At 58.9% G+C, this 23556-nt stretch carries 28 protein-coding genes; 16 read left to right on the top strand and 12 right to left on the bottom strand.

Annotated elements, in window-relative coordinates; genetic code table 11:
- Window positions 1–624 precede the first annotated feature (624 nt).
- The gene (locus ACVWYO_RS25020; RefSeq protein ID WP_457355842.1) at window positions 625–1074 is read right to left on the bottom strand and encodes a hypothetical protein; all 450 of its coding nucleotides are present in this window, start codon (window positions 1072–1074) and stop codon (window positions 625–627) included.
- Window positions 1067–1339, bottom strand: a complete 273-nt coding sequence (locus ACVWYO_RS25015) for a mobilization protein (RefSeq protein WP_457355840.1) — start codon at window positions 1337–1339, stop codon at window positions 1067–1069. Before ACVWYO_RS25015 ends, ACVWYO_RS25020 begins: the two co-directional genes overlap by 8 nt.
- 166 nt (window positions 1340–1505) lie before the next feature.
- Between ACVWYO_RS25015 and mobQ (ACVWYO_RS25010) the strand changes: the two genes are divergently transcribed.
- The 4 genes from mobQ (ACVWYO_RS25010) to ACVWYO_RS24995 all read left to right on the top strand — a co-directional run bounded on the left by mobQ (ACVWYO_RS25010) (window position 1506) and on the right by ACVWYO_RS24995 (window position 3673).
- A complete protein-coding gene (gene mobQ, locus ACVWYO_RS25010) occupies window positions 1506–2723 on the top strand; it encodes a MobQ family relaxase (RefSeq protein ID WP_457355838.1) in 1218 nt (405 codons plus the stop codon).
- Between the two features lie 83 nt (window positions 2724–2806).
- Window positions 2807–3034 carry a type II toxin-antitoxin system ParD family antitoxin gene (locus ACVWYO_RS25005; protein ID WP_457355846.1) on the top strand — a complete coding sequence of 76 codons (228 nt, stop codon included), beginning with the start codon at window positions 2807–2809 and terminating at the stop codon, window positions 3032–3034.
- A 19-nt stretch (window positions 3035–3053) separates the two neighbouring features.
- Entirely contained in the window at window positions 3054–3395 is a 342-nt protein-coding gene (locus ACVWYO_RS25000) for a type II toxin-antitoxin system RelE/ParE family toxin (RefSeq protein WP_037494049.1), read from the top strand.
- Window positions 3392–3673, top strand: a complete 282-nt coding sequence (locus ACVWYO_RS24995; RefSeq protein WP_457355835.1) for a helix-turn-helix domain-containing protein — start codon at window positions 3392–3394, stop codon at window positions 3671–3673. Before ACVWYO_RS25000 ends, ACVWYO_RS24995 begins: the two co-directional genes overlap by 4 nt.
- Window positions 3674–4145: 472 nt before the next feature.
- Here ACVWYO_RS24995 and ACVWYO_RS24990 read toward each other — a convergent pair whose 3' ends face one another.
- A complete protein-coding gene (locus tag ACVWYO_RS24990; RefSeq protein WP_457355833.1) occupies window positions 4146–4754 on the bottom strand; it encodes an FMN-dependent NADH-azoreductase in 609 nt (202 codons plus the stop codon).
- Window positions 4755–5137: 383 nt separating this feature from the next.
- Here ACVWYO_RS24990 and ACVWYO_RS24985 point away from each other — a divergent pair, with 383 nt between their 5' ends.
- The 3 genes from ACVWYO_RS24985 (at window position 5138) to ACVWYO_RS24975 (ending at window position 6858) form a co-directional block, all read left to right on the top strand.
- Complete coding sequence (locus tag ACVWYO_RS24985) at window positions 5138–5629, top strand: hypothetical protein (RefSeq protein ID WP_457355831.1); 492 nt, start codon at window positions 5138–5140, stop codon at window positions 5627–5629.
- 152 nt (window positions 5630–5781) lie between these two features.
- Entirely contained in the window at window positions 5782–6180 is a 399-nt protein-coding gene (locus ACVWYO_RS24980) for a hypothetical protein (protein WP_457355829.1), read from the top strand.
- Between the two features lie 123 nt (window positions 6181–6303).
- Window positions 6304–6858: a recombinase family protein gene (locus ACVWYO_RS24975; protein WP_457355827.1), complete on the top strand. Its 555-nt coding sequence runs from the start codon at window positions 6304–6306 to the stop codon at window positions 6856–6858.
- Between the two features lie 155 nt (window positions 6859–7013).
- On the opposite strand, the gene ACVWYO_RS24970 is transcribed toward ACVWYO_RS24975, so the two are convergent.
- A complete protein-coding gene (locus ACVWYO_RS24970; RefSeq protein WP_457355825.1) occupies window positions 7014–7844 on the bottom strand; it encodes a hypothetical protein in 831 nt (276 codons plus the stop codon).
- A gap of 343 nt (window positions 7845–8187) precedes the next feature.
- Here ACVWYO_RS24970 and ACVWYO_RS24965 point away from each other — a divergent pair, with 343 nt between their 5' ends.
- Complete coding sequence (locus ACVWYO_RS24965; protein ID WP_457355823.1) at window positions 8188–9249, top strand: sulfite exporter TauE/SafE family protein; 1062 nt, start codon at window positions 8188–8190, stop codon at window positions 9247–9249.
- Between the two features lie 885 nt (window positions 9250–10134).
- Here the strand turns inward: ACVWYO_RS24965 and ACVWYO_RS24960 are convergent.
- The 4 genes from ACVWYO_RS24960 to ACVWYO_RS24945 form a co-directional block, all read right to left on the bottom strand.
- Window positions 10135–10554: a DNA-binding protein gene (locus ACVWYO_RS24960; RefSeq protein ID WP_457355821.1), complete on the bottom strand. Its 420-nt coding sequence runs from the start codon at window positions 10552–10554 to the stop codon at window positions 10135–10137.
- A gap of 92 nt (window positions 10555–10646) precedes the next feature.
- Window positions 10647–11750: a replication initiation protein gene (locus ACVWYO_RS24955; RefSeq protein WP_457355844.1), complete on the bottom strand. Its 1104-nt coding sequence runs from the start codon at window positions 11748–11750 to the stop codon at window positions 10647–10649.
- Window positions 11751–12402: 652 nt separating this feature from the next.
- Complete coding sequence (locus ACVWYO_RS24950; RefSeq protein WP_457355842.1) at window positions 12403–12852, bottom strand: hypothetical protein; 450 nt, start codon at window positions 12850–12852, stop codon at window positions 12403–12405.
- The gene (locus ACVWYO_RS24945; protein ID WP_457355840.1) at window positions 12845–13117 is read right to left on the bottom strand and encodes a mobilization protein; all 273 of its coding nucleotides are present in this window, start codon (window positions 13115–13117) and stop codon (window positions 12845–12847) included. Before ACVWYO_RS24945 ends, ACVWYO_RS24950 begins: the two co-directional genes overlap by 8 nt.
- A gap of 166 nt (window positions 13118–13283) precedes the next feature.
- On the opposite strand from ACVWYO_RS24945, the gene mobQ (ACVWYO_RS24940) reads away from it, so the two are divergent.
- The 4 genes from mobQ (ACVWYO_RS24940) (at window position 13284) to ACVWYO_RS24925 (ending at window position 15451) form a co-directional block, all read left to right on the top strand.
- Complete coding sequence (gene mobQ / locus ACVWYO_RS24940) at window positions 13284–14501, top strand: MobQ family relaxase (protein ID WP_457355838.1); 1218 nt, start codon at window positions 13284–13286, stop codon at window positions 14499–14501.
- 83 nt (window positions 14502–14584) lie between these two features.
- A complete protein-coding gene (locus ACVWYO_RS24935; RefSeq protein WP_457355846.1) occupies window positions 14585–14812 on the top strand; it encodes a type II toxin-antitoxin system ParD family antitoxin in 228 nt (75 codons plus the stop codon).
- Window positions 14813–14831: 19 nt separating this feature from the next.
- Entirely contained in the window at window positions 14832–15173 is a 342-nt protein-coding gene (locus ACVWYO_RS24930; protein ID WP_037494049.1) for a type II toxin-antitoxin system RelE/ParE family toxin, read from the top strand.
- Window positions 15170–15451 (top strand): helix-turn-helix domain-containing protein, encoded by a 282-nt coding sequence (locus tag ACVWYO_RS24925; protein ID WP_457355835.1) that lies wholly within the window; start codon window positions 15170–15172, stop codon window positions 15449–15451. Before ACVWYO_RS24930 ends, ACVWYO_RS24925 begins: the two co-directional genes overlap by 4 nt.
- Window positions 15452–15923: 472 nt before the next feature.
- On the opposite strand, the gene ACVWYO_RS24920 is transcribed toward ACVWYO_RS24925, so the two are convergent.
- On the bottom strand, window positions 15924–16532 hold the full coding sequence (locus ACVWYO_RS24920; protein WP_457355833.1) for an FMN-dependent NADH-azoreductase: 609 nt from the start codon (window positions 16530–16532) through the stop codon (window positions 15924–15926).
- 383 nt (window positions 16533–16915) lie between these two features.
- Here ACVWYO_RS24920 and ACVWYO_RS24915 point away from each other — a divergent pair, with 383 nt between their 5' ends.
- From ACVWYO_RS24915 to ACVWYO_RS24905, 3 genes are all read left to right on the top strand, one after another.
- Window positions 16916–17407 carry a hypothetical protein gene (locus ACVWYO_RS24915; RefSeq protein WP_457355831.1) on the top strand — a complete coding sequence of 164 codons (492 nt, stop codon included), beginning with the start codon at window positions 16916–16918 and terminating at the stop codon, window positions 17405–17407.
- Between the two features lie 152 nt (window positions 17408–17559).
- Entirely contained in the window at window positions 17560–17958 is a 399-nt protein-coding gene (locus tag ACVWYO_RS24910; RefSeq protein ID WP_457355829.1) for a hypothetical protein, read from the top strand.
- Between the two features lie 123 nt (window positions 17959–18081).
- Complete coding sequence (locus ACVWYO_RS24905) at window positions 18082–18636, top strand: recombinase family protein (protein WP_457355827.1); 555 nt, start codon at window positions 18082–18084, stop codon at window positions 18634–18636.
- 155 nt (window positions 18637–18791) lie between these two features.
- On the opposite strand, the gene ACVWYO_RS24900 is transcribed toward ACVWYO_RS24905, so the two are convergent.
- Window positions 18792–19622 (bottom strand): hypothetical protein, encoded by an 831-nt coding sequence (locus tag ACVWYO_RS24900; protein ID WP_457355825.1) that lies wholly within the window; start codon window positions 19620–19622, stop codon window positions 18792–18794.
- A gap of 343 nt (window positions 19623–19965) precedes the next feature.
- On the opposite strand from ACVWYO_RS24900, the gene ACVWYO_RS24895 reads away from it, so the two are divergent.
- Window positions 19966–21027, top strand: a complete 1062-nt coding sequence (locus tag ACVWYO_RS24895; RefSeq protein ID WP_457355823.1) for a sulfite exporter TauE/SafE family protein — start codon at window positions 19966–19968, stop codon at window positions 21025–21027.
- A gap of 885 nt (window positions 21028–21912) precedes the next feature.
- On the opposite strand, the gene ACVWYO_RS24890 is transcribed toward ACVWYO_RS24895, so the two are convergent.
- Window positions 21913–22332: a DNA-binding protein gene (locus tag ACVWYO_RS24890; protein WP_457355821.1), complete on the bottom strand. Its 420-nt coding sequence runs from the start codon at window positions 22330–22332 to the stop codon at window positions 21913–21915.
- Between the two features lie 92 nt (window positions 22333–22424).
- Window positions 22425–23556 (bottom strand): replication initiation protein (locus tag ACVWYO_RS24885; RefSeq protein ID WP_457355819.1); only part of this gene is annotated, 1132 nt, incomplete at its 5' end.

Below are 23556 nucleotides of genomic sequence, written 5' to 3'. Positions count from 1 at the left end.
CGGTCAAGTATTATGAGATGAGGACGGCTAGCTTCTCATTTCACGCACCCCATTCCTCATGATACCCCACCCCATTCCTCATGATACCCCACCCCAAAACTCATGATACCCCACCCCATTCCTCATGATAGGCCGGAATCGGCTTTTAAAAGCAAAGAGATGCAACCCCCTGAATCATAGAATCCTAGAATCATGAATCACCGCGCGCGGACAAAGAGGATTTAATGGAATTGGCCTATGGAATTGGCCTGTGGCCAATGCGCTGCTGATGCGTGCCGGCTACGCCGTCACAAGGCGGCCCAAGGGCCGCAGGCTTAGCGAGGAAGAAGTTAGCCGAAGAGGGGGTGAGATCATCTGCTGACGGTCACCCAACGTGCCGGTTCAGCGCGTACTTAGATCCGGCCCGCCTCTACCAGCTGGCCGAGCACGGCGTTCACACGGGTCTGCCATCCGGGGCCGCTTCCCGCAGATGCTCGACCGTCTTGGCATCCAGGCGGATTTTGACCTCTACCTTCGGTGCTTCCGACTTCGGCCGCCCGCGCCGGGAGGGCTACAGCCCGGCCATGAACGTAGCGTCCATCGCCGGGCTGTCGCAATGGCGCGGTCCTTGGCCGGGTCCATAAATTATCCGGTCGGTTGCGGTTGCAAGGGCACCCATCCGTCTTTGCAGGTATGGGTCTTGGCGTTCCAATGACCGGCGCAGCCGTACATGCGCTGCTCGATCTTAGGTTCCTTGGCCCATTGGTAGGCGAGGGCTGCCACAAAGATCAGCCCCAGGCCGATCAGGGCGGCGTAGAGCCATTCCTTGAACCGATCGAGCCAGATGCCCGTGCTGGCCCGCTGGAGCCTGTCAGCGGCCCGCAGAAGGTCTTGGACGGTCGATCCTACATGCTGGCTCCAGTCGGCACGCTGGCTGGCTTCCTGGGCGATCTGGCGGGCCAGCGTGGCCGTCTGCTCCGCGACCCCCTCAGCCCCTGCCTTGCGCATGGCGTCGAGCAGGATGCGATAGTCGGCCTGGGGATCACCTGATGATGGGGGAGCGTCGAAATCGGAAGGGTTGAACGGGTCAGCCATCGGCAACACCCCGGAAGGTCCAACCCTCGAACGCTTTGCGGTCTTGGTCGCGAACGATCCGGTCCATCAATTCCTTGAGGCCGGCTTCCCACTCCGCGTCCTTCATCGCAGCATCGAGCAGCAGGCCACCGAGGATGATTTTTCGGCGGGCATCGGCTTTGCGATTGAGGGTGGCGGTGCGGGCTTCGAGCAACTGCAACCGGGCCTTGGCCTGCTGGACCTTGAGGCGGGCATTTTCTATAGCTTCGGGTGTGGGAGCGGCCATGATCGGTCCTTTCGCTACGTCATTGAGGTAGCATTACACCAGAGCGACTGAAAGGAGAGAATGGCGCACTTATGCAAACTTGCGTTTGCGTGCGTCGGGGGATACCCCGAACCCCAGCGGGCTGTCGCCCGCGCCATGCTTCCGCATGGCAAAGGAGTGCGCGGCGATGGCGAGCTTCCATCTTGCGGTGAAGACGGTAAGCCGCTCTGCCGGTCGCACCGCGACGGCAGCAGCGGCTTACCGTGCGGGCGTCGAGATTGCGGACGAGCGCACCGGCGTCGTCCACGATTACACCCGCAAGCAGGGCATCGAACACCGCGAGATCGTCGCGCCTGCCAACGCACCCGAATGGGTGCGCGACCGGTCGGCGCTGTGGAACGCGGCCGAGCAGGCCGAGACGCGCAAGAATTCGACCGTGGCGCGGGAATATGAAATCGCGCTCCCGGCCGAGTTGTCGGCCGACGAGCGCCGCACCCTCACGCTCGACCTGGCGCGGGAGATCAGCGAGCGGCACGGGGTGGCGGTGGACGTTGCGATCCACGAACCTGGTCGGCAGGGCGATCAGCGCAACCACCATGCGCACCTCCTGACGACGACGCGGCGGATCGGCGCGGAGGGGCTGGGGGAGAAGAGCCGCGAGTTGGACCAGAAGACCAGCGGGGAGGTGGAGCGCTGGCGGGCGCGCTACGCCGAGATGCAGAACGCGGCGCTGGAACGGGCGCAGGTGGCCGAGCGGGTCGATCACCGCAGCCACCAGCGGCGCGGGATCGAGCAGGAGGCGACGGTGCACATGGGGCCGGGGGTCGCGGCGATGGAGCGCCGGGCCGAGCGGGAGGCGCAGCGCGATGGGCGTGCGTATGAGCCGGTGGCGGAGGTCGCCCAGCACAACGCCGGCGTCCTCGAGCAGCGGTCTTTGCGTCAGTATATCGAGCTCGGATCGGAGTGGCTGCGCGATGCGAGCCAGTGGGTGGCGGGCCGACTGCACGGGTTCGCGGCAACGTTGAGCGGCGCAGTCGAGCGCGATCGGCGCGAAGCGGCCGAGGCGCAGCAGCGCGAGCAGCTCGCCGCCGAGCGCGCCCGCCTTGCTGTGCAGGAGCGTCAACAGGCCCATGCCCGGGAGCAGGTGGCCGAGCGGTTCAGGACGATCGCGGCGCGGCGCGAGGCGGGCGCCCACGGCTATAGCGACCATAGCAGCGACTGGCGGGCGGCGCCTGAGGCGCTCCGCAAGGCGGTAGACGCCTATAACGGCGCGAACCAGCACACCAAGGATCTGTATATCGAGCAGATCCAGCGAGAGCCCCAGATGGCGCACGCCATAGGGCAGCTCATGCACGATCGCGAGCGCGTCCTGCAACGCGATCGGGATCAGGGGATGGGCCGGTGAACAAACACCGCGGAATCGATGGCCGTGCTAAACAGCACCAATAGCATGACGTGGAGGCCGATATGGCGACCGTTCGCTAGACCATTACCCTGACCGAACAGCAGAATGCGTGGATCGCCGCCCAGATCGACGCCGGCAGCTACACCAATGACAGCGAGGCGATCCGTGACCTCATCCGGCGCGAGCAGGAACGGGGCCTGGAGATCGAGAGCATCCGTCAGGCGCTGATCGAGGGCGAGCAGAGCGGGGAGCCACAGCCGTTCGACTTTGCCGCTTTCAAGCAACGCAAGGCCGGTTGCGCAATTATATAAACTTTTATATATACCGACTATGGATGACGAGATTATGGAAATCGACTTCCGTGGCGGGTCGCTTGATGACCTCCGGGATTTCCCAGGAGAGGCCCGCAAGGAAGCCGGCTACCAGCTCGACAAGGTGCAGCACGGCGAAGAACCATCCGATTGGAAGCCTTTTCCCACAGTTGGAAAAGGCGTTCGGGAAATCCGCATATCGGAGGATGGCGATGCTTTCCGTGTAATGTATGTCGCGAAATTTGAGAATACTGTTCACGTTCTTCACTGTTTCCAGAAGAAAACGGAAAAGACTAGTAAGCCGGATATCGAGATCGCTACTAAGCGATACAAAGCACTCTTAAAGGAGCTAGGACAATGACCAGCACCAAATTCAAGAGCGTTTGGGACGCGATCGAAGATACTCCGGCAGATGCGGAGAACATGAAGCTCCGGTCTTCGTTGATGCGCGCGCTTGAAAGGCAGATTCGGACACGTGAATGGACGCAAATCGAGGCGGCTCAGCGCTTCGGAGTGACACAGCCTAGGATCTCGGACCTAATGCGCGGCCGCATCAACCGCTTCAGCTTGGACACGCTGGTGAACATGGTCAGCGCAGCTGGCCTCCACGTTGATATGCGGGTGGCTGAAATGGCTTGATTTCAGGGAGTATCTGTCGGTCGCTGTCTACCCAGTTGCAGACGTTCGAGGTCGCGCACGTATTCAAATAAAGGTTGGGGCAGCTCATCCACGATCGCGAGCGTGTCCTGCAACGTGATCTGGGGCTGAACCGGTGACGGGGCGACCTTGCCCACTTCTCGTCTCGATCAGGGCAGTTCGGGAAGGCAGCCGTTCCGCTACCGCCCAACTTCGGACATTTCGTCATCTCTACGCCGCTTTCAAATTCGAACGTTTCTGAAAGAAACGCCGATAAATCAGTTGCTTGCCGACAACCGTGAACCCATGTCCGAATAATGTACGGGAGCCATCGTAACGGCGGCACTCCATGTCAAAGCGTGCGACGGCCTTGAGAAGTGAACATTTCCGATAGGCCGCATCCCAATCAGGAACGCGCCTGCCTTCCTGGCTGCCGCTTGGCAGCCGGGAAGGCAGGCATGGCTATCGACGAATTTTATCCGGCAACGAGCGTTGCGATGCGCTCACGGGCCGATGCCATTGCGGCCTGGTCCTGCTCGGCTCCATAGGCGACCCCTTCGGCCCGCACGACCTCGATCTCGCTGATGCCAAGGAAACCGAGGATCGCGGTCAGATACGTTGCGAGGTGCTCCGCGCCGGCGAACGGACCCTGCGAGTAGATGCCGCCGGACGAGAGCGCGAGATACGCTTTTGCCGTTAGCAGACCCTTCGGGCCTTCCGGGGTGTAATGGAACGTCTGGCCGGCAATCGCGATATGATCGATCCAGGCCTTCAGGGTCGAGGGAACCGAGAAATTGTACATCGGCGAGCCGATCACGACGACATCGGCAGCCTTGAGCTCGTCGACCAGCGTTTTGGATCGCGTGGCCGTCGCCGTGAGTGCCGCATCCTTTTCGCCCTCCGGGCCCCACGCCAGACGAATGGTCATGTCGACGTGCGGCAAGGGATCGGCGACGAGGTCGCGGTAAACGATCGTCGCACCGGCATTGCCCGCTTTCAGCTTTTCGGCCAGCTCGGCCGAAAGGCGGCGTGAATGCGAGGCCGGGGCGTCACTGGCGCTAGCGTCGATGTGCAAGATGTTCATGAGGGGCTCCTTGCTTTACCACCGGGACGGTGCCCGTCGGCTCGCGAAGGCAGATGGCGGTATCGATCATCGCCCGCAAGAAGTCCTGACCATGCAACCGGCAGAGCGAGTGATTGTCGGCACCAGACGTTTGCCGCAGAGGCGGCAGCTGTCGATGGCGACCCCACTGTGACGCAGTAAAGCCCCTTCCACGCGTTCCCCGCGCGGTCCGATCCCATCGGAAGGCCGTCGTGCTCTTGATGCGAAAATCAAAAGTTTTGCATCAGCGATAGCAGCCCAAAACGACTGGTCGGCAGCTGCTTAATTTCAGCCGTTCAGTGATGATTAGGCATTCCTAACGGTCTTCGAATGCTAGATGCACGTTCTAACTCGCGGAGTTCAAGATGCTCATTACGCCGTTTTTATTGATGGCCGCGCTTCAAGCGCCCGCGTTGCTCCCCAGTGATCACATCCTTCAGATTGCGAAAACATCTCAAGCTCTCAGCAAGCAGGACGTGTTGGGTTATCCGAGTCTTTGGCAGCCGTCCGCTGCTGAAGCTGCGCGCGCAAAGGTCGCTCTATATCGCTTCCTCGACGCTGATCGTCGACCGCTTCTGAAATGGGATCGATCCCCTCAAATCGAGCGGGTTTCACCGATCGATTACGAAATTCAATACCTTGGCACCCACATTAATACAGAAACAGCACGCTTCACCCTAAAAGGAACGAAAATAATTTTAATTCATGCGGCTGCGAAAATGAATATCTTACGACTTGGTGATGACCTTGACCATGCGGAGCTATTAGTAGCTGACGGAGGAAAAGGTTACTTCGATGCTTATTACGATTTGAAAAATGATAATCTAATTATGTTCTCTTTCCACGGAGTGGCATGACGCCTTTTGCTGAGACATCTTGTAACGGCAAATGCAAAGACTCACTTTTTCATAGTGATATGAAAACCATAATTTGGTATCAGCGTTGACGCATGAACGACGGGCAGGAGCCACCCACTGGCGGATCGGTCGTCACCATGTAATCTAGTGCCATGAAGGTTCTATTGCTCCTGCTAATTGCTGCTCTGGTTGTATCGGCCTGCTCGGAACTCCGGCCTGTTGAGCGGAAATGGATGTCGCGCCCTGCGCAAAAATCAGCTTATTCGGCCATGCTGATCGAGGACACCTACAATGCCGGAGAAAGCAACGAATACCATCTACGGCTGGATACCGCCCCAGCCGGTGACGATGGTTGGTTCTTTAAAGATGATCTGGATACTGGCCTGATTATTAGCCCTAAGCCGGGCCTCAGATGGACATCTCCTACGGATTTACTTGTCACCGTTCATACCGCAGAAATTGAAGGGAAGACTCGACAAGCCCTAGGTGGAAACCACCATCCGGTCGGATCTCTAACCGTTCGTTACATCGCCGATCAACCTAAGCAATAACTGACAGCTGCTGACCAGCCGTTTCCGCGCCAGCGATGCAAAAATCACAAGTTTTGCATCAGATGGAAAAGCGCACAAAACCCGGTACTTCCATGATGCATAATTCCGATGCACAATCGGTGCATGATTTACGGCTACGCACGCGTCTCATCCAACGGTCAGGACTTGGCACAGCAGCTCGCCCAGCTCGACGCGGCCGGCTGTACGAAGGTCTACCGCGAGAAGATAAGCGGCGCGACCGCCGAGCGACCCCAGCTCAAGCGCGCGATCGGCGCGCTCAATGCCGGCGACGTGCTGATGGTGACATCGACCGATCGTCTCGCCCGCAACACGCGCGACCTGTTGAACATCCTCCATGCAGTGAAGGAAGCCGGTGCCGGCTTCCGCTCGATCGCGGAGCCGATGGTGGATACCACCTCGCAGTTCGCCGATGTCATCATCGCCGTGCTGGGGGTTGCCGCCAGCTATGAGCGTCATCGTATCACCGAACGCACCGCTGCCGGCAGGGTCCAGGCCAAGGCCCGTGGCGTCAAGTTCGGCCGACGTGCCGCCCTCACCCCTCACCAGCAGTCCGAGGCCCTACAGCGGCTTGCTGCCGGCGACACGCAGCGCACCGTCGCGGCGCTCCTCGGGGTCGATCAGGCGACGATATCGCGGCTGTCCCGGAGGCAGGACTGAACGGCAAGGATCGGGTGGGGAGCGGTCCGGCCGCTTTCGCGCGGCCAAGCGTGGCAAACCGTCCTTCATTGAGCCTTTAGCTGGCGTGGCCAAGCACAAGGCTGCTGCGCCGTGGCAATTCGGGACGATCGAGTGAGCAATGGCCTGACGATCGATCAATCCACCTGTTTGTGCATGGTGAAGGCCGTCGGCCTTTTGTCGGGGCCATAAGTGCCCGTGACGCGAATGGTTTTTCCGTCGGGCATTAGTTGCATCGAGAACGTGTCATCGACTGTACCCTTTGCCGAAAAATCTGTTTCGACAATAAGGTCGGGTCTTGGTCGTGTAATTTGCGCTCGGACGCCGGAATTGTCCCCATCGAGCGTTACCAGCGGCCCTCCAATGATGGCGTCGAATCCCGAGCCGCCATCCGTGCGCTGGCTAAAGCGATTGCCCTCGAGCTTCAGGATCCAATCATGTTTGGAATCTACCACCACACTGATGAGCTTCCATGTTCCGGAAAGCAGATGAGCGCCGTTTTTCGCCGAGCCGACACGGCGCTTCACCGTCACGCTTCGAACGGCTTTGCCGTCTGGGCTCGTGTAGCTGGCCACATGCGATGTCAGGGAATTGCCATCGGGAGAGACGCTATAATCAACGGTATAAGCAAGTTTACCGCGGATTTTGTCGATCTCCTTGACGAGATGGTCGCTATCGATCGAGATCGTCTGCTCGTCGACATACACGTCGTCAGCGACGGGATGAGGACGACCATCTGCTGTGATACTCGGATTATCGTCTCGCTTGAAGCGCCCATCGCGCACTTTAAAGACCGTTGGCTTGGTATCTCCGGTAATTGACGTGGTGTCCTCCCGCCAGCGGCCGCTGAAAGGATAGTCAGGGTTTGCCGCCGCAGCGCCAGCGCAACCGGCCAGCACGACAAGGGTGATCAACTGTGCGCCGCTGGCGAACACCTTGTACTGACAAATCCCTCTGCGACGCATCATTGGCAACCCCCCAATATTCGGCACAACTTATTACGACGCACCTTGGCTCGCACGAGCCTCATTGCAGCATGTTGCCCTGCTGAAGAACGGTCTGCAATCGGGAAGCACATAGCCACGCCGGAACGGCCTGATTGGGCGCTTGCCGACCGACCACTTTCCCCGCCGATAGCTGCTGTTGCAAAAGGGAACCCTTTTGCAACGAAAACTATGATGCCGCTTGCGCTAGCGGGCCGAAACGAAGCTCTCGGAAGAGATGATGTTTAGGGAAAGCCCGCATTAGAAATTTGTAGATTTGAAATCAGGACGGGTGTGCCTTGTACGGTCGACCAGGTAGCGGATGCCTATGATCATCATGCTTGTTTTCGTTGTCGCCTTTTTGGCTTTCATCGTCAGCGCCGTAGCAGGCGGCGGTGCCGGATTGGTGCTGGTTCCCCTCCTGCGTCTGATCCTTCCAGTGGCCTCGATCCCGGGCGCGCTATCAATCGGCACTGCTGCCAGTTCGGTGTCGCGCATCTGGCTTTTCCGAACGCACATCCGCTGGGATGTTGTACGCCGCTTCGTACCCACAGCATTGCCAGCCGCGGCTGCGGGCGCCTGGCTGCTAACACGGTTCGAGCCGGTCTATGTCGAATTTCTGCTGGGCTGCTTTCTGCTTTTCAACCTGCCGGCCCTGTTTCGTCGCAGCCCGGCGCCGGGGACGGAACTGCCCCTACCACTAGGTCGCCTGCCATGGCTGGGTGCTGCGGCAGGACTGCTGTCCGGGTTCACCGGTGCGGTCGGCGTCATATTCAACCGATCGTATTACCGTATCGGGCTGACGAAGGACGAGATCGTGGCGACGCGCGCCACGAACGAAGTACTTCTGCACCTCCTAAAGATCGCGCTGTATGCGGCGTTCGGGCTATTGCCGCGATCCGCGCTAATCGCGGGCGCACTGATCGCGACGGCGGCCGTGCTGGCCTCGCTAACCTCACGTCAGGTGCTTTCGCTCATGCGCGAGAGCCTGTTTCGGCGTGCGGGGCTTTTCGCGATGGTGACGTCGGGGGTAGTCATGTTTAGCCTCTCGGGCACTCAGATCATGGCAATTCATCGCGCGTGGGTCGCCTACGTCGCGCCGGGCGAGGAGCATGAGATCCAGCTCTATTGGGGAGGCGTGCGCCGGGGCGCGATCGAGCGGGAGGAAGACGGTGGTCTAGTTGTTGAGCGGGTCGTTGCTCTGTCCGAGTTGCCCACAGCGGTTCTGACGGCGCTACCTGCGATCGCTACTCCAGGAGAGATCGTCATGATCGAAGAGGTACGCGGACAAGGACGATACTACGAAATTTACCGGCGACACGCTGGCGTCGTCCGAAAGGTCGAGGTGACATCCGAGGGCACGCCGCGTCATCGCGCTTTGCCGCGCTGACACATTCGAGCTTTTAACATCGGGCCTACTGGTATCATCCCGATTGGATTCTGTTTCGAGAAAAATCGCAGCGGCGCTACGTTCCTTGCGTGCATCGGATATGTGCATCACGAAACCGCCCGAATTCAGCCGTTCCGAGCGCGATGCAGAACCTGTGCAGACTGTGCGAAAACTCCCGGGGAGCAGCCCAAAGACCGCTGACCGGGCCGATATCCGCCCATTTTGGAGCGTGTAGAGGCCTCAAACAGGTCGAAACGTCGCTTTGCCAAGCCGATTTTCGATCCGCGATCGAGTTTTCGCACAGTCTGTGTGAGTTTTGCATCAAACGCGCAGAAAGCAGTGATATATATAGTTGCCAGAGCGCTATTTCTCGCTAGCTGATTTTATCGCGCCATAGACACAACCCAAACCCAGCAGGCTATAAATCGCAATTATCGACCAATACCATTGGGCGTCAGTTTCACGTCCGACAAAACTTCCTAGTAATAGGCGGGCCTTTCCAGTAAATAGCGCTATTCCAACGATGCTTGCGCTGGCAAATACACCTATCACGAACCAACGACCACGACTGATTACCATGCCATATTCCCCCAAAATACCTTATAGCGTTGGTAGAAATAGAACCTGTCTTTGATATCGCCTTAGCAGGTCATTTTGACAGTTCTAGATGTGATGCAAAATCTTTGATTTTTTGCATCAGAAAAAAGATTGATTTTGTGGATTCATGTCGATGGTAGGGCTTGCGTCATTCCTTTCGCAAGTGCAGCATGGCGACGCCTTTCAGGCATCCTCTCCTAACACTTTAGGGCCTGCTCACGCGGGCCCATTTTTTTGTCTGATGTTCGCGACGCTTCGTGCCGTTCGAAAGGGACCCCTTTTGCAACATCACTCATCGGGTCGACCGAACAGGCGACCGAAGAACCCCCGCTTGGATTCCGTAGGGCCAGGTCCTGCCAGCAACCCAATCACTCGGGCCTGTGCCTCGCGTCGTTCCTCGTCCGACCGATCAAGGCGCTGACGTAGGTCATCGACTACGCCATCACGATCACGAAGCTGTTCACGCAACAGTTCAACTTCTCGGAGCAACCCCCCTGTTTCCATTAGGGTTTCTCTGTTTCCTATAGGGGTGTCAAACCGAACCTTTTCAACCGTTTCCGACTGCTTAGGAGGAAACACCCGAAACAGTTCAGATGTTTCGATCAGGTAGCCGTTATCTGTCTTTTCGGCATAGCTAAGACGGCCCGACTTCAGAGCTTTAGAGACAGTTCCCTTGCTGACACCAGCCAGCTCGGCACCCTTTGTCATCGAGACTGTAGCCATACGTTATTCCCACGTTTCCAACCGGGAACAATGACCGGTCGCTGTAGGGTATCGTGCAACCCCTTCAGAGACAAGGATCAGGGTTTCGCCCACTTTCCCGCGCAACCCTTTACCCATGTGGTCCAATCTTCGCGAAGAGCATCACCCCGGAGTTGCCGACGTCTGTCAGATCGGACCCGGACGTATTGATCCGCTAGCCGCTGAATCGCGTGGCCTCCACCGTGTGCTAAGCCGATCGCATAGAGCTCTGGCGTGCGATATTCTGACACCTGATCGTCCGCAGGCCATCGCAGTATGTCCGAAACCGAAAGTCTGGCGGCTGTGGCGGCTATGATCGCCGCAGGATCAACAATCGCCTCTTCGGTGCCTTCGCGCCGTGCACGCCGGCCGGCGCGGTGACGTTCGTTTTCCTCCTCGGCCGCTACCGCGGCGATCGGGGCTTTGCGGCGGAAGGTTATCGCTATTTCGGTGACCTTGCGGCCCCTTCGCTTTGCGACTTCCCACGCTACCGAGAATTGAGGGACGAGCTGATTTATCTCGGCCGTCGCCGCATCAAGGACGAAGCGGCGCAGGTCAGCAAAAGAGCCATAGGTGCCTTCAGGGACGCCAAGCTTGGACCGTAGCGTGGCGACGTCTCCCCGCCAGATCGGCACGTCGCGACGGTATAGCAAAGCTCCCAATTGGTAGAGTTCGAGGGCATATTTGCTATCGAACGCCAGCACCGTTTCCCGGTGCAGCAGGGCATAGGCTTCGCTGTCTTTCAGCAGATCGCGGGCGCGGCGGGTGAAACGGTAGATCAGCCACCCTTGTTCTCCCCCCTCAAATGTCTCCTCGATCATTTGGAACGTGCGACGGCCTTGGTCGCCCTCGACCTGATCGGGCATCGCGAAAAAGATACCCATCAGCTCGTCGATCGTGTCGGTGAGGCGATCATTGGAATTATGGGAGCCGCGCAGCATACGCTTGGCGATCCGATGTTCTTGGTCGCGCCAAGCGTCGCCAGCGGTCTGATGCATCATCAAGGCGAGAACCTTACGAGCCGAAAGGCTAAGCGAGACACCGCGCGCATAGCGGACTTCGACCAGTTCGCGCGGTTGCACGATCGTGTCGGAACCTCGCTCCTTCTCGATCCGCGCAACTTCCATCGTGCGCCCTGGCTTGTCGTCGGCTGCCCCGCTCATGGCAGTACAATCGTTCGATGCAGCAGCACGGTCAAGTATTATGAGATGAGGACGGCTAGCTTCTCATTTCACGCACCCCATTCCTCATGATACCCCACCCCATTCCTCATGATACCCCACCCCAAAACTCATGATACCCCACCCCATTCCTCATGATAGGCCGGAATCGGCTTTTAAAAGCAAAGAGATGCAACCCCCTGAATCATAGAATCCTAGAATCATGAATCACCGCGCGCGGACAAAGAGGATTTAATGGAATTGGCCTATGGAATTGGCCTGTGGCCAATGCGCTGCTGATGCGTGCCGGCTACGCCGTCACAAGGCGGCCCAAGGGCCGCAGGCTTAGCGAGGAAGAAGTTAGCCGAAGAGGGGGTGAGATCATCTGCTGACGGTCACCCAACGTGCCGGTTCAGCGCGTACTTAGATCCGGCCCGCCTCTACCAGCTGGCCGAGCACGGCGTTCACACGGGTCTGCCATCCGGGGCCGCTTCCCGCAGATGCTCGACCGTCTTGGCATCCAGGCGGATTTTGACCTCTACCTTCGGTGCTTCCGACTTCGGCCGCCCGCGCCGGGAGGGCTACAGCCCGGCCATGAACGTAGCGTCCATCGCCGGGCTGTCGCAATGGCGCGGTCCTTGGCCGGGTCCATAAATTATCCGGTCGGTTGCGGTTGCAAGGGCACCCATCCGTCTTTGCAGGTATGGGTCTTGGCGTTCCAATGACCGGCGCAGCCGTACATGCGCTGCTCGATCTTAGGTTCCTTGGCCCATTGGTAGGCGAGGGCTGCCACAAAGATCAGCCCCAGGCCGATCAGGGCGGCGTAGAGCCATTCCTTGAACCGATCGAGCCAGATGCCCGTGCTGGCCCGCTGGAGCCTGTCAGCGGCCCGCAGAAGGTCTTGGACGGTCGATCCTACATGCTGGCTCCAGTCGGCACGCTGGCTGGCTTCCTGGGCGATCTGGCGGGCCAGCGTGGCCGTCTGCTCCGCGACCCCCTCAGCCCCTGCCTTGCGCATGGCGTCGAGCAGGATGCGATAGTCGGCCTGGGGATCACCTGATGATGGGGGAGCGTCGAAATCGGAAGGGTTGAACGGGTCAGCCATCGGCAACACCCCGGAAGGTCCAACCCTCGAACGCTTTGCGGTCTTGGTCGCGAACGATCCGGTCCATCAATTCCTTGAGGCCGGCTTCCCACTCCGCGTCCTTCATCGCAGCATCGAGCAGCAGGCCACCGAGGATGATTTTTCGGCGGGCATCGGCTTTGCGATTGAGGGTGGCGGTGCGGGCTTCGAGCAACTGCAACCGGGCCTTGGCCTGCTGGACCTTGAGGCGGGCATTTTCTATAGCTTCGGGTGTGGGAGCGGCCATGATCGGTCCTTTCGCTACGTCATTGAGGTAGCATTACACCAGAGCGACTGAAAGGAGAGAATGGCGCACTTATGCAAACTTGCGTTTGCGTGCGTCGGGGGATACCCCGAACCCCAGCGGGCTGTCGCCCGCGCCATGCTTCCGCATGGCAAAGGAGTGCGCGGCGATGGCGAGCTTCCATCTTGCGGTGAAGACGGTAAGCCGCTCTGCCGGTCGCACCGCGACGGCAGCAGCGGCTTACCGTGCGGGCGTCGAGATTGCGGACGAGCGCACCGGCGTCGTCCACGATTACACCCGCAAGCAGGGCATCGAACACCGCGAGATCGTCGCGCCTGCCAACGCACCCGAATGGGTGCGCGACCGGTCGGCGCTGTGGAACGCGGCCGAGCAGGCCGAGACGCGCAAGAATTCGACCGTGGCGCGGGAATATGAAATCGCGCTCCCGGCCGAGTTGTCGGCCGACGAGCGCCGCACCCTCACGCTCGACCTGGCGCGGGAGATCAGCGAGCGGCACGGGGTGGCGGTGGACGTTGCGATCCACGAACCTGGTCGGCAGGGCGATCAGCGCAACCACCATGCGCACCTCCTGACGACGACGCGGCGGATCGGCGCGGAGGGGCTGGGGGAGAAGAGCCGCGAGTTGGACCAGAAGACCAGCGGGGAGGTGGAGCGCTGGCGGGCGCGCTACGCCGAGATGCAGAACGCGGCGCTGGAACGGGCGCAGGTGGCCGAGCGGGTCGATCACCGCAGCCACCAGCGGCGCGGGATCGAGCAGGAGGCGACGGTGCACATGGGGCCGGGGGTCGCGGCGATGGAGCGCCGGGCCGAGCGGGAGGCGCAGCGCGATGGGCGTGCGTATGAGCCGGTGGCGGAGGTCGCCCAGCACAACGCCGGCGTCCTCGAGCAGCGGTCTTTGCGTCAGTATATCGAGCTCGGATCGGAGTGGCTGCGCGATGCGAGCCAGTGGGTGGCGGGCCGACTGCACGGGTTCGCGGCAACGTTGAGCGGCGCAGTCGAGCGCGATCGGCGCGAAGCGGCCGAGGCGCAGCAGCGCGAGCAGCTCGCCGCCGAGCGCGCCCGCCTTGCTGTGCAGGAGCGTCAACAGGCCCATGCCCGGGAGCAGGTGGCCGAGCGGTTCAGGACGATCGCGGCGCGGCGCGAGGCGGGCGCCCACGGCTATAGCGACCATAGCAGCGACTGGCGGGCGGCGCCTGAGGCGCTCCGCAAGGCGGTAGACGCCTATAACGGCGCGAACCAGCACACCAAGGATCTGTATATCGAGCAGATCCAGCGAGAGCCCCAGATGGCGCACGCCATAGGGCAGCTCATGCACGATCGCGAGCGCGTCCTGCAACGCGATCGGGATCAGGGGATGGGCCGGTGAACAAACACCGCGGAATCGATGGCCGTGCTAAACAGCACCAATAGCATGACGTGGAGGCCGATATGGCGACCGTTCGCTAGACCATTACCCTGACCGAACAGCAGAATGCGTGGATCGCCGCCCAGATCGACGCCGGCAGCTACACCAATGACAGCGAGGCGATCCGTGACCTCATCCGGCGCGAGCAGGAACGGGGCCTGGAGATCGAGAGCATCCGTCAGGCGCTGATCGAGGGCGAGCAGAGCGGGGAGCCACAGCCGTTCGACTTTGCCGCTTTCAAGCAACGCAAGGCCGGTTGCGCAATTATATAAACTTTTATATATACCGACTATGGATGACGAGATTATGGAAATCGACTTCCGTGGCGGGTCGCTTGATGACCTCCGGGATTTCCCAGGAGAGGCCCGCAAGGAAGCCGGCTACCAGCTCGACAAGGTGCAGCACGGCGAAGAACCATCCGATTGGAAGCCTTTTCCCACAGTTGGAAAAGGCGTTCGGGAAATCCGCATATCGGAGGATGGCGATGCTTTCCGTGTAATGTATGTCGCGAAATTTGAGAATACTGTTCACGTTCTTCACTGTTTCCAGAAGAAAACGGAAAAGACTAGTAAGCCGGATATCGAGATCGCTACTAAGCGATACAAAGCACTCTTAAAGGAGCTAGGACAATGACCAGCACCAAATTCAAGAGCGTTTGGGACGCGATCGAAGATACTCCGGCAGATGCGGAGAACATGAAGCTCCGGTCTTCGTTGATGCGCGCGCTTGAAAGGCAGATTCGGACACGTGAATGGACGCAAATCGAGGCGGCTCAGCGCTTCGGAGTGACACAGCCTAGGATCTCGGACCTAATGCGCGGCCGCATCAACCGCTTCAGCTTGGACACGCTGGTGAACATGGTCAGCGCAGCTGGCCTCCACGTTGATATGCGGGTGGCTGAAATGGCTTGATTTCAGGGAGTATCTGTCGGTCGCTGTCTACCCAGTTGCAGACGTTCGAGGTCGCGCACGTATTCAAATAAAGGTTGGGGCAGCTCATCCACGATCGCGAGCGTGTCCTGCAACGTGATCTGGGGCTGAACCGGTGACGGGGCGACCTTGCCCACTTCTCGTCTCGATCAGGGCAGTTCGGGAAGGCAGCCGTTCCGCTACCGCCCAACTTCGGACATTTCGTCATCTCTACGCCGCTTTCAAATTCGAACGTTTCTGAAAGAAACGCCGATAAATCAGTTGCTTGCCGACAACCGTGAACCCATGTCCGAATAATGTACGGGAGCCATCGTAACGGCGGCACTCCATGTCAAAGCGTGCGACGGCCTTGAGAAGTGAACATTTCCGATAGGCCGCATCCCAATCAGGAACGCGCCTGCCTTCCTGGCTGCCGCTTGGCAGCCGGGAAGGCAGGCATGGCTATCGACGAATTTTATCCGGCAACGAGCGTTGCGATGCGCTCACGGGCCGATGCCATTGCGGCCTGGTCCTGCTCGGCTCCATAGGCGACCCCTTCGGCCCGCACGACCTCGATCTCGCTGATGCCAAGGAAACCGAGGATCGCGGTCAGATACGTTGCGAGGTGCTCCGCGCCGGCGAACGGACCCTGCGAGTAGATGCCGCCGGACGAGAGCGCGAGATACGCTTTTGCCGTTAGCAGACCCTTCGGGCCTTCCGGGGTGTAATGGAACGTCTGGCCGGCAATCGCGATATGATCGATCCAGGCCTTCAGGGTCGAGGGAACCGAGAAATTGTACATCGGCGAGCCGATCACGACGACATCGGCAGCCTTGAGCTCGTCGACCAGCGTTTTGGATCGCGTGGCCGTCGCCGTGAGTGCCGCATCCTTTTCGCCCTCCGGGCCCCACGCCAGACGAATGGTCATGTCGACGTGCGGCAAGGGATCGGCGACGAGGTCGCGGTAAACGATCGTCGCACCGGCATTGCCCGCTTTCAGCTTTTCGGCCAGCTCGGCCGAAAGGCGGCGTGAATGCGAGGCCGGGGCGTCACTGGCGCTAGCGTCGATGTGCAAGATGTTCATGAGGGGCTCCTTGCTTTACCACCGGGACGGTGCCCGTCGGCTCGCGAAGGCAGATGGCGGTATCGATCATCGCCCGCAAGAAGTCCTGACCATGCAACCGGCAGAGCGAGTGATTGTCGGCACCAGACGTTTGCCGCAGAGGCGGCAGCTGTCGATGGCGACCCCACTGTGACGCAGTAAAGCCCCTTCCACGCGTTCCCCGCGCGGTCCGATCCCATCGGAAGGCCGTCGTGCTCTTGATGCGAAAATCAAAAGTTTTGCATCAGCGATAGCAGCCCAAAACGACTGGTCGGCAGCTGCTTAATTTCAGCCGTTCAGTGATGATTAGGCATTCCTAACGGTCTTCGAATGCTAGATGCACGTTCTAACTCGCGGAGTTCAAGATGCTCATTACGCCGTTTTTATTGATGGCCGCGCTTCAAGCGCCCGCGTTGCTCCCCAGTGATCACATCCTTCAGATTGCGAAAACATCTCAAGCTCTCAGCAAGCAGGACGTGTTGGGTTATCCGAGTCTTTGGCAGCCGTCCGCTGCTGAAGCTGCGCGCGCAAAGGTCGCTCTATATCGCTTCCTCGACGCTGATCGTCGACCGCTTCTGAAATGGGATCGATCCCCTCAAATCGAGCGGGTTTCACCGATCGATTACGAAATTCAATACCTTGGCACCCACATTAATACAGAAACAGCACGCTTCACCCTAAAAGGAACGAAAATAATTTTAATTCATGCGGCTGCGAAAATGAATATCTTACGACTTGGTGATGACCTTGACCATGCGGAGCTATTAGTAGCTGACGGAGGAAAAGGTTACTTCGATGCTTATTACGATTTGAAAAATGATAATCTAATTATGTTCTCTTTCCACGGAGTGGCATGACGCCTTTTGCTGAGACATCTTGTAACGGCAAATGCAAAGACTCACTTTTTCATAGTGATATGAAAACCATAATTTGGTATCAGCGTTGACGCATGAACGACGGGCAGGAGCCACCCACTGGCGGATCGGTCGTCACCATGTAATCTAGTGCCATGAAGGTTCTATTGCTCCTGCTAATTGCTGCTCTGGTTGTATCGGCCTGCTCGGAACTCCGGCCTGTTGAGCGGAAATGGATGTCGCGCCCTGCGCAAAAATCAGCTTATTCGGCCATGCTGATCGAGGACACCTACAATGCCGGAGAAAGCAACGAATACCATCTACGGCTGGATACCGCCCCAGCCGGTGACGATGGTTGGTTCTTTAAAGATGATCTGGATACTGGCCTGATTATTAGCCCTAAGCCGGGCCTCAGATGGACATCTCCTACGGATTTACTTGTCACCGTTCATACCGCAGAAATTGAAGGGAAGACTCGACAAGCCCTAGGTGGAAACCACCATCCGGTCGGATCTCTAACCGTTCGTTACATCGCCGATCAACCTAAGCAATAACTGACAGCTGCTGACCAGCCGTTTCCGCGCCAGCGATGCAAAAATCACAAGTTTTGCATCAGATGGAAAAGCGCACAAAACCCGGTACTTCCATGATGCATAATTCCGATGCACAATCGGTGCATGATTTACGGCTACGCACGCGTCTCATCCAACGGTCAGGACTTGGCACAGCAGCTCGCCCAGCTCGACGCGGCCGGCTGTACGAAGGTCTACCGCGAGAAGATAAGCGGCGCGACCGCCGAGCGACCCCAGCTCAAGCGCGCGATCGGCGCGCTCAATGCCGGCGACGTGCTGATGGTGACATCGACCGATCGTCTCGCCCGCAACACGCGCGACCTGTTGAACATCCTCCATGCAGTGAAGGAAGCCGGTGCCGGCTTCCGCTCGATCGCGGAGCCGATGGTGGATACCACCTCGCAGTTCGCCGATGTCATCATCGCCGTGCTGGGGGTTGCCGCCAGCTATGAGCGTCATCGTATCACCGAACGCACCGCTGCCGGCAGGGTCCAGGCCAAGGCCCGTGGCGTCAAGTTCGGCCGACGTGCCGCCCTCACCCCTCACCAGCAGTCCGAGGCCCTACAGCGGCTTGCTGCCGGCGACACGCAGCGCACCGTCGCGGCGCTCCTCGGGGTCGATCAGGCGACGATATCGCGGCTGTCCCGGAGGCAGGACTGAACGGCAAGGATCGGGTGGGGAGCGGTCCGGCCGCTTTCGCGCGGCCAAGCGTGGCAAACCGTCCTTCATTGAGCCTTTAGCTGGCGTGGCCAAGCACAAGGCTGCTGCGCCGTGGCAATTCGGGACGATCGAGTGAGCAATGGCCTGACGATCGATCAATCCACCTGTTTGTGCATGGTGAAGGCCGTCGGCCTTTTGTCGGGGCCATAAGTGCCCGTGACGCGAATGGTTTTTCCGTCGGGCATTAGTTGCATCGAGAACGTGTCATCGACTGTACCCTTTGCCGAAAAATCTGTTTCGACAATAAGGTCGGGTCTTGGTCGTGTAATTTGCGCTCGGACGCCGGAATTGTCCCCATCGAGCGTTACCAGCGGCCCTCCAATGATGGCGTCGAATCCCGAGCCGCCATCCGTGCGCTGGCTAAAGCGATTGCCCTCGAGCTTCAGGATCCAATCATGTTTGGAATCTACCACCACACTGATGAGCTTCCATGTTCCGGAAAGCAGATGAGCGCCGTTTTTCGCCGAGCCGACACGGCGCTTCACCGTCACGCTTCGAACGGCTTTGCCGTCTGGGCTCGTGTAGCTGGCCACATGCGATGTCAGGGAATTGCCATCGGGAGAGACGCTATAATCAACGGTATAAGCAAGTTTACCGCGGATTTTGTCGATCTCCTTGACGAGATGGTCGCTATCGATCGAGATCGTCTGCTCGTCGACATACACGTCGTCAGCGACGGGATGAGGACGACCATCTGCTGTGATACTCGGATTATCGTCTCGCTTGAAGCGCCCATCGCGCACTTTAAAGACCGTTGGCTTGGTATCTCCGGTAATTGACGTGGTGTCCTCCCGCCAGCGGCCGCTGAAAGGATAGTCAGGGTTTGCCGCCGCAGCGCCAGCGCAACCGGCCAGCACGACAAGGGTGATCAACTGTGCGCCGCTGGCGAACACCTTGTACTGACAAATCCCTCTGCGACGCATCATTGGCAACCCCCCAATATTCGGCACAACTTATTACGACGCACCTTGGCTCGCACGAGCCTCATTGCAGCATGTTGCCCTGCTGAAGAACGGTCTGCAATCGGGAAGCACATAGCCACGCCGGAACGGCCTGATTGGGCGCTTGCCGACCGACCACTTTCCCCGCCGATAGCTGCTGTTGCAAAAGGGAACCCTTTTGCAACGAAAACTATGATGCCGCTTGCGCTAGCGGGCCGAAACGAAGCTCTCGGAAGAGATGATGTTTAGGGAAAGCCCGCATTAGAAATTTGTAGATTTGAAATCAGGACGGGTGTGCCTTGTACGGTCGACCAGGTAGCGGATGCCTATGATCATCATGCTTGTTTTCGTTGTCGCCTTTTTGGCTTTCATCGTCAGCGCCGTAGCAGGCGGCGGTGCCGGATTGGTGCTGGTTCCCCTCCTGCGTCTGATCCTTCCAGTGGCCTCGATCCCGGGCGCGCTATCAATCGGCACTGCTGCCAGTTCGGTGTCGCGCATCTGGCTTTTCCGAACGCACATCCGCTGGGATGTTGTACGCCGCTTCGTACCCACAGCATTGCCAGCCGCGGCTGCGGGCGCCTGGCTGCTAACACGGTTCGAGCCGGTCTATGTCGAATTTCTGCTGGGCTGCTTTCTGCTTTTCAACCTGCCGGCCCTGTTTCGTCGCAGCCCGGCGCCGGGGACGGAACTGCCCCTACCACTAGGTCGCCTGCCATGGCTGGGTGCTGCGGCAGGACTGCTGTCCGGGTTCACCGGTGCGGTCGGCGTCATATTCAACCGATCGTATTACCGTATCGGGCTGACGAAGGACGAGATCGTGGCGACGCGCGCCACGAACGAAGTACTTCTGCACCTCCTAAAGATCGCGCTGTATGCGGCGTTCGGGCTATTGCCGCGATCCGCGCTAATCGCGGGCGCACTGATCGCGACGGCGGCCGTGCTGGCCTCGCTAACCTCACGTCAGGTGCTTTCGCTCATGCGCGAGAGCCTGTTTCGGCGTGCGGGGCTTTTCGCGATGGTGACGTCGGGGGTAGTCATGTTTAGCCTCTCGGGCACTCAGATCATGGCAATTCATCGCGCGTGGGTCGCCTACGTCGCGCCGGGCGAGGAGCATGAGATCCAGCTCTATTGGGGAGGCGTGCGCCGGGGCGCGATCGAGCGGGAGGAAGACGGTGGTCTAGTTGTTGAGCGGGTCGTTGCTCTGTCCGAGTTGCCCACAGCGGTTCTGACGGCGCTACCTGCGATCGCTACTCCAGGAGAGATCGTCATGATCGAAGAGGTACGCGGACAAGGACGATACTACGAAATTTACCGGCGACACGCTGGCGTCGTCCGAAAGGTCGAGGTGACATCCGAGGGCACGCCGCGTCATCGCGCTTTGCCGCGCTGACACATTCGAGCTTTTAACATCGGGCCTACTGGTATCATCCCGATTGGATTCTGTTTCGAGAAAAATCGCAGCGGCGCTACGTTCCTTGCGTGCATCGGATATGTGCATCACGAAACCGCCCGAATTCAGCCGTTCCGAGCGCGATGCAGAACCTGTGCAGACTGTGCGAAAACTCCCGGGGAGCAGCCCAAAGACCGCTGACCGGGCCGATATCCGCCCATTTTGGAGCGTGTAGAGGCCTCAAACAGGTCGAAACGTCGCTTTGCCAAGCCGATTTTCGATCCGCGATCGAGTTTTCGCACAGTCTGTGTGAGTTTTGCATCAAACGCGCAGAAAGCAGTGATATATATAGTTGCCAGAGCGCTATTTCTCGCTAGCTGATTTTATCGCGCCATAGACACAACCCAAACCCAGCAGGCTATAAATCGCAATTATCGACCAATACCATTGGGCGTCAGTTTCACGTCCGACAAAACTTCCTAGTAATAGGCGGGCCTTTCCAGTAAATAGCGCTATTCCAACGATGCTTGCGCTGGCAAATACACCTATCACGAACCAACGACCACGACTGATTACCATGCCATATTCCCCCAAAATACCTTATAGCGTTGGTAGAAATAGAACCTGTCTTTGATATCGCCTTAGCAGGTCATTTTGACAGTTCTAGATGTGATGCAAAATCTTTGATTTTTTGCATCAGAAAAAAGATTGATTTTGTGGATTCATGTCGATGGTAGGGCTTGCGTCATTCCTTTCGCAAGTGCAGCATGGCGACGCCTTTCAGGCATCCTCTCCTAACACTTTAGGGCCTGCTCACGCGGGCCCATTTTTTTGTCTGATGTTCGCGACGCTTCGTGCCGTTCGAAAGGGACCCCTTTTGCAACATCACTCATCGGGTCGACCGAACAGGCGACCGAAGAACCCCCGCTTGGATTCCGTAGGGCCAGGTCCTGCCAGCAACCCAATCACTCGGGCCTGTGCCTCGCGTCGTTCCTCGTCCGACCGATCAAGGCGCTGACGTAGGTCATCGACTACGCCATCACGATCACGAAGCTGTTCACGCAACAGTTCAACTTCTCGGAGCAACCCCCCTGTTTCCATTAGGGTTTCTCTGTTTCCTATAGGGGTGTCAAACCGAACCTTTTCAACCGTTTCCGACTGCTTAGGAGGAAACACCCGAAACAGTTCAGATGTTTCGATCAGGTAGCCGTTATCTGTCTTTTCGGCATAGCTAAGACGGCCCGACTTCAGAGCTTTAGAGACAGTTCCCTTGCTGACACCAGCCAGCTCGGCACCCTTTGTCATCGAGACTGTAGCCATACGTTATTCCCACGTTTCCAACCGGGAACAATGACCGGTCGCTGTAGGGTATCGTGCAACCCCTTCAGAGACAAGGATCAGGGTTTCGCCCACTTTCCCGCGCAACCCTTTACCCATGTGGTCCAATCTTCGCGAAGAGCATCACCCCGGAGTTGCCGACGTCTGTCAGATCGGACCCGGACGTATTGATCCGCTAGCCGCTGAATCGCGTGGCCTCCACCGTGTGCTAAGCCGATCGCATAGAGCTCTGGCGTGCGATATTCTGACACCTGATCGTCCGCAGGCCATCGCAGTATGTCCGAAACCGAAAGTCTGGCGGCTGTGGCGGCTATGATCGCCGCAGGATCAACAATCGCCTCTTCGGTGCCTTCGCGCCGTGCACGCCGGCCGGCGCGGTGACGTTCGTTTTCCTCCTCGGCCGCTACCGCGGCGATCGGGGCTTTGCGGCGGAAGGTTATCGCTATTTCGGTGACCTTGCGGCCCCTTCGCTTTGCGACTTCCCACGCTACCGAGAATTGAGGGACGAGCTGATTTATCTCGGCCGTCGCCGCATCAAGGACGAAGCGGCGCAGGTCAGCAAAAGAGCCATAGGTGCCTTCAGGGACGCCAAGCTTGGACCGTAGCGTGGCGACGTCTCCCCGCCAGATCGGCACGTCGCGACGGTATAGCAAAGCTCCCAATTGGTAGAGTTCGAGGGCATATTTGCTATCGAACGCCAGCACCGTTTCCCGGTGCAGCAGGGCATAGGCTTCGCTGTCTTTCAGCAGATCGCGGGCGCGGCGGGTGAAACGGTAGATCAGCCACCCTTGTTCTCCCCCCTCAAATGTCTCCTCGATCATTTGGAACGTGCGACGGCCTTGGTCGCCCTCGACCTGATCGGGCATCGCGAAAAAGATACCCATCAGCTCGTCGATCGTGTCGGTGAGGCGATCATTGGAATTATGGGAGCCGCGCAGCATACGCTTGGCGATCCGATGTTCTTGGTCGCGCCAAGCGTCGCCAGCGGTCTGATGCATCATCAAGGCGAGAACCTTACGAGCCGAAAGGCTAAGCGAGACACCGCGCGCATAGCGGACTTCGACCAGTTCGCGCGGTTGCACGATCGTGTCGGAACCTCGCTCCTTCTCGATCCGCGCAACTTCCATCGTGCGCCCTGGCTTGTCGTCGGCTGCCCCGCTCATGGCAGTACAATCGTTCGATGCAGCAGCA

Source organism: Sphingomonas sp. UYP23, assembly GCF_054059235.1.
Note: the sequence above shows the minus strand (reverse complement) of the source record. Positions and strands in the feature narration are given on the sequence as shown.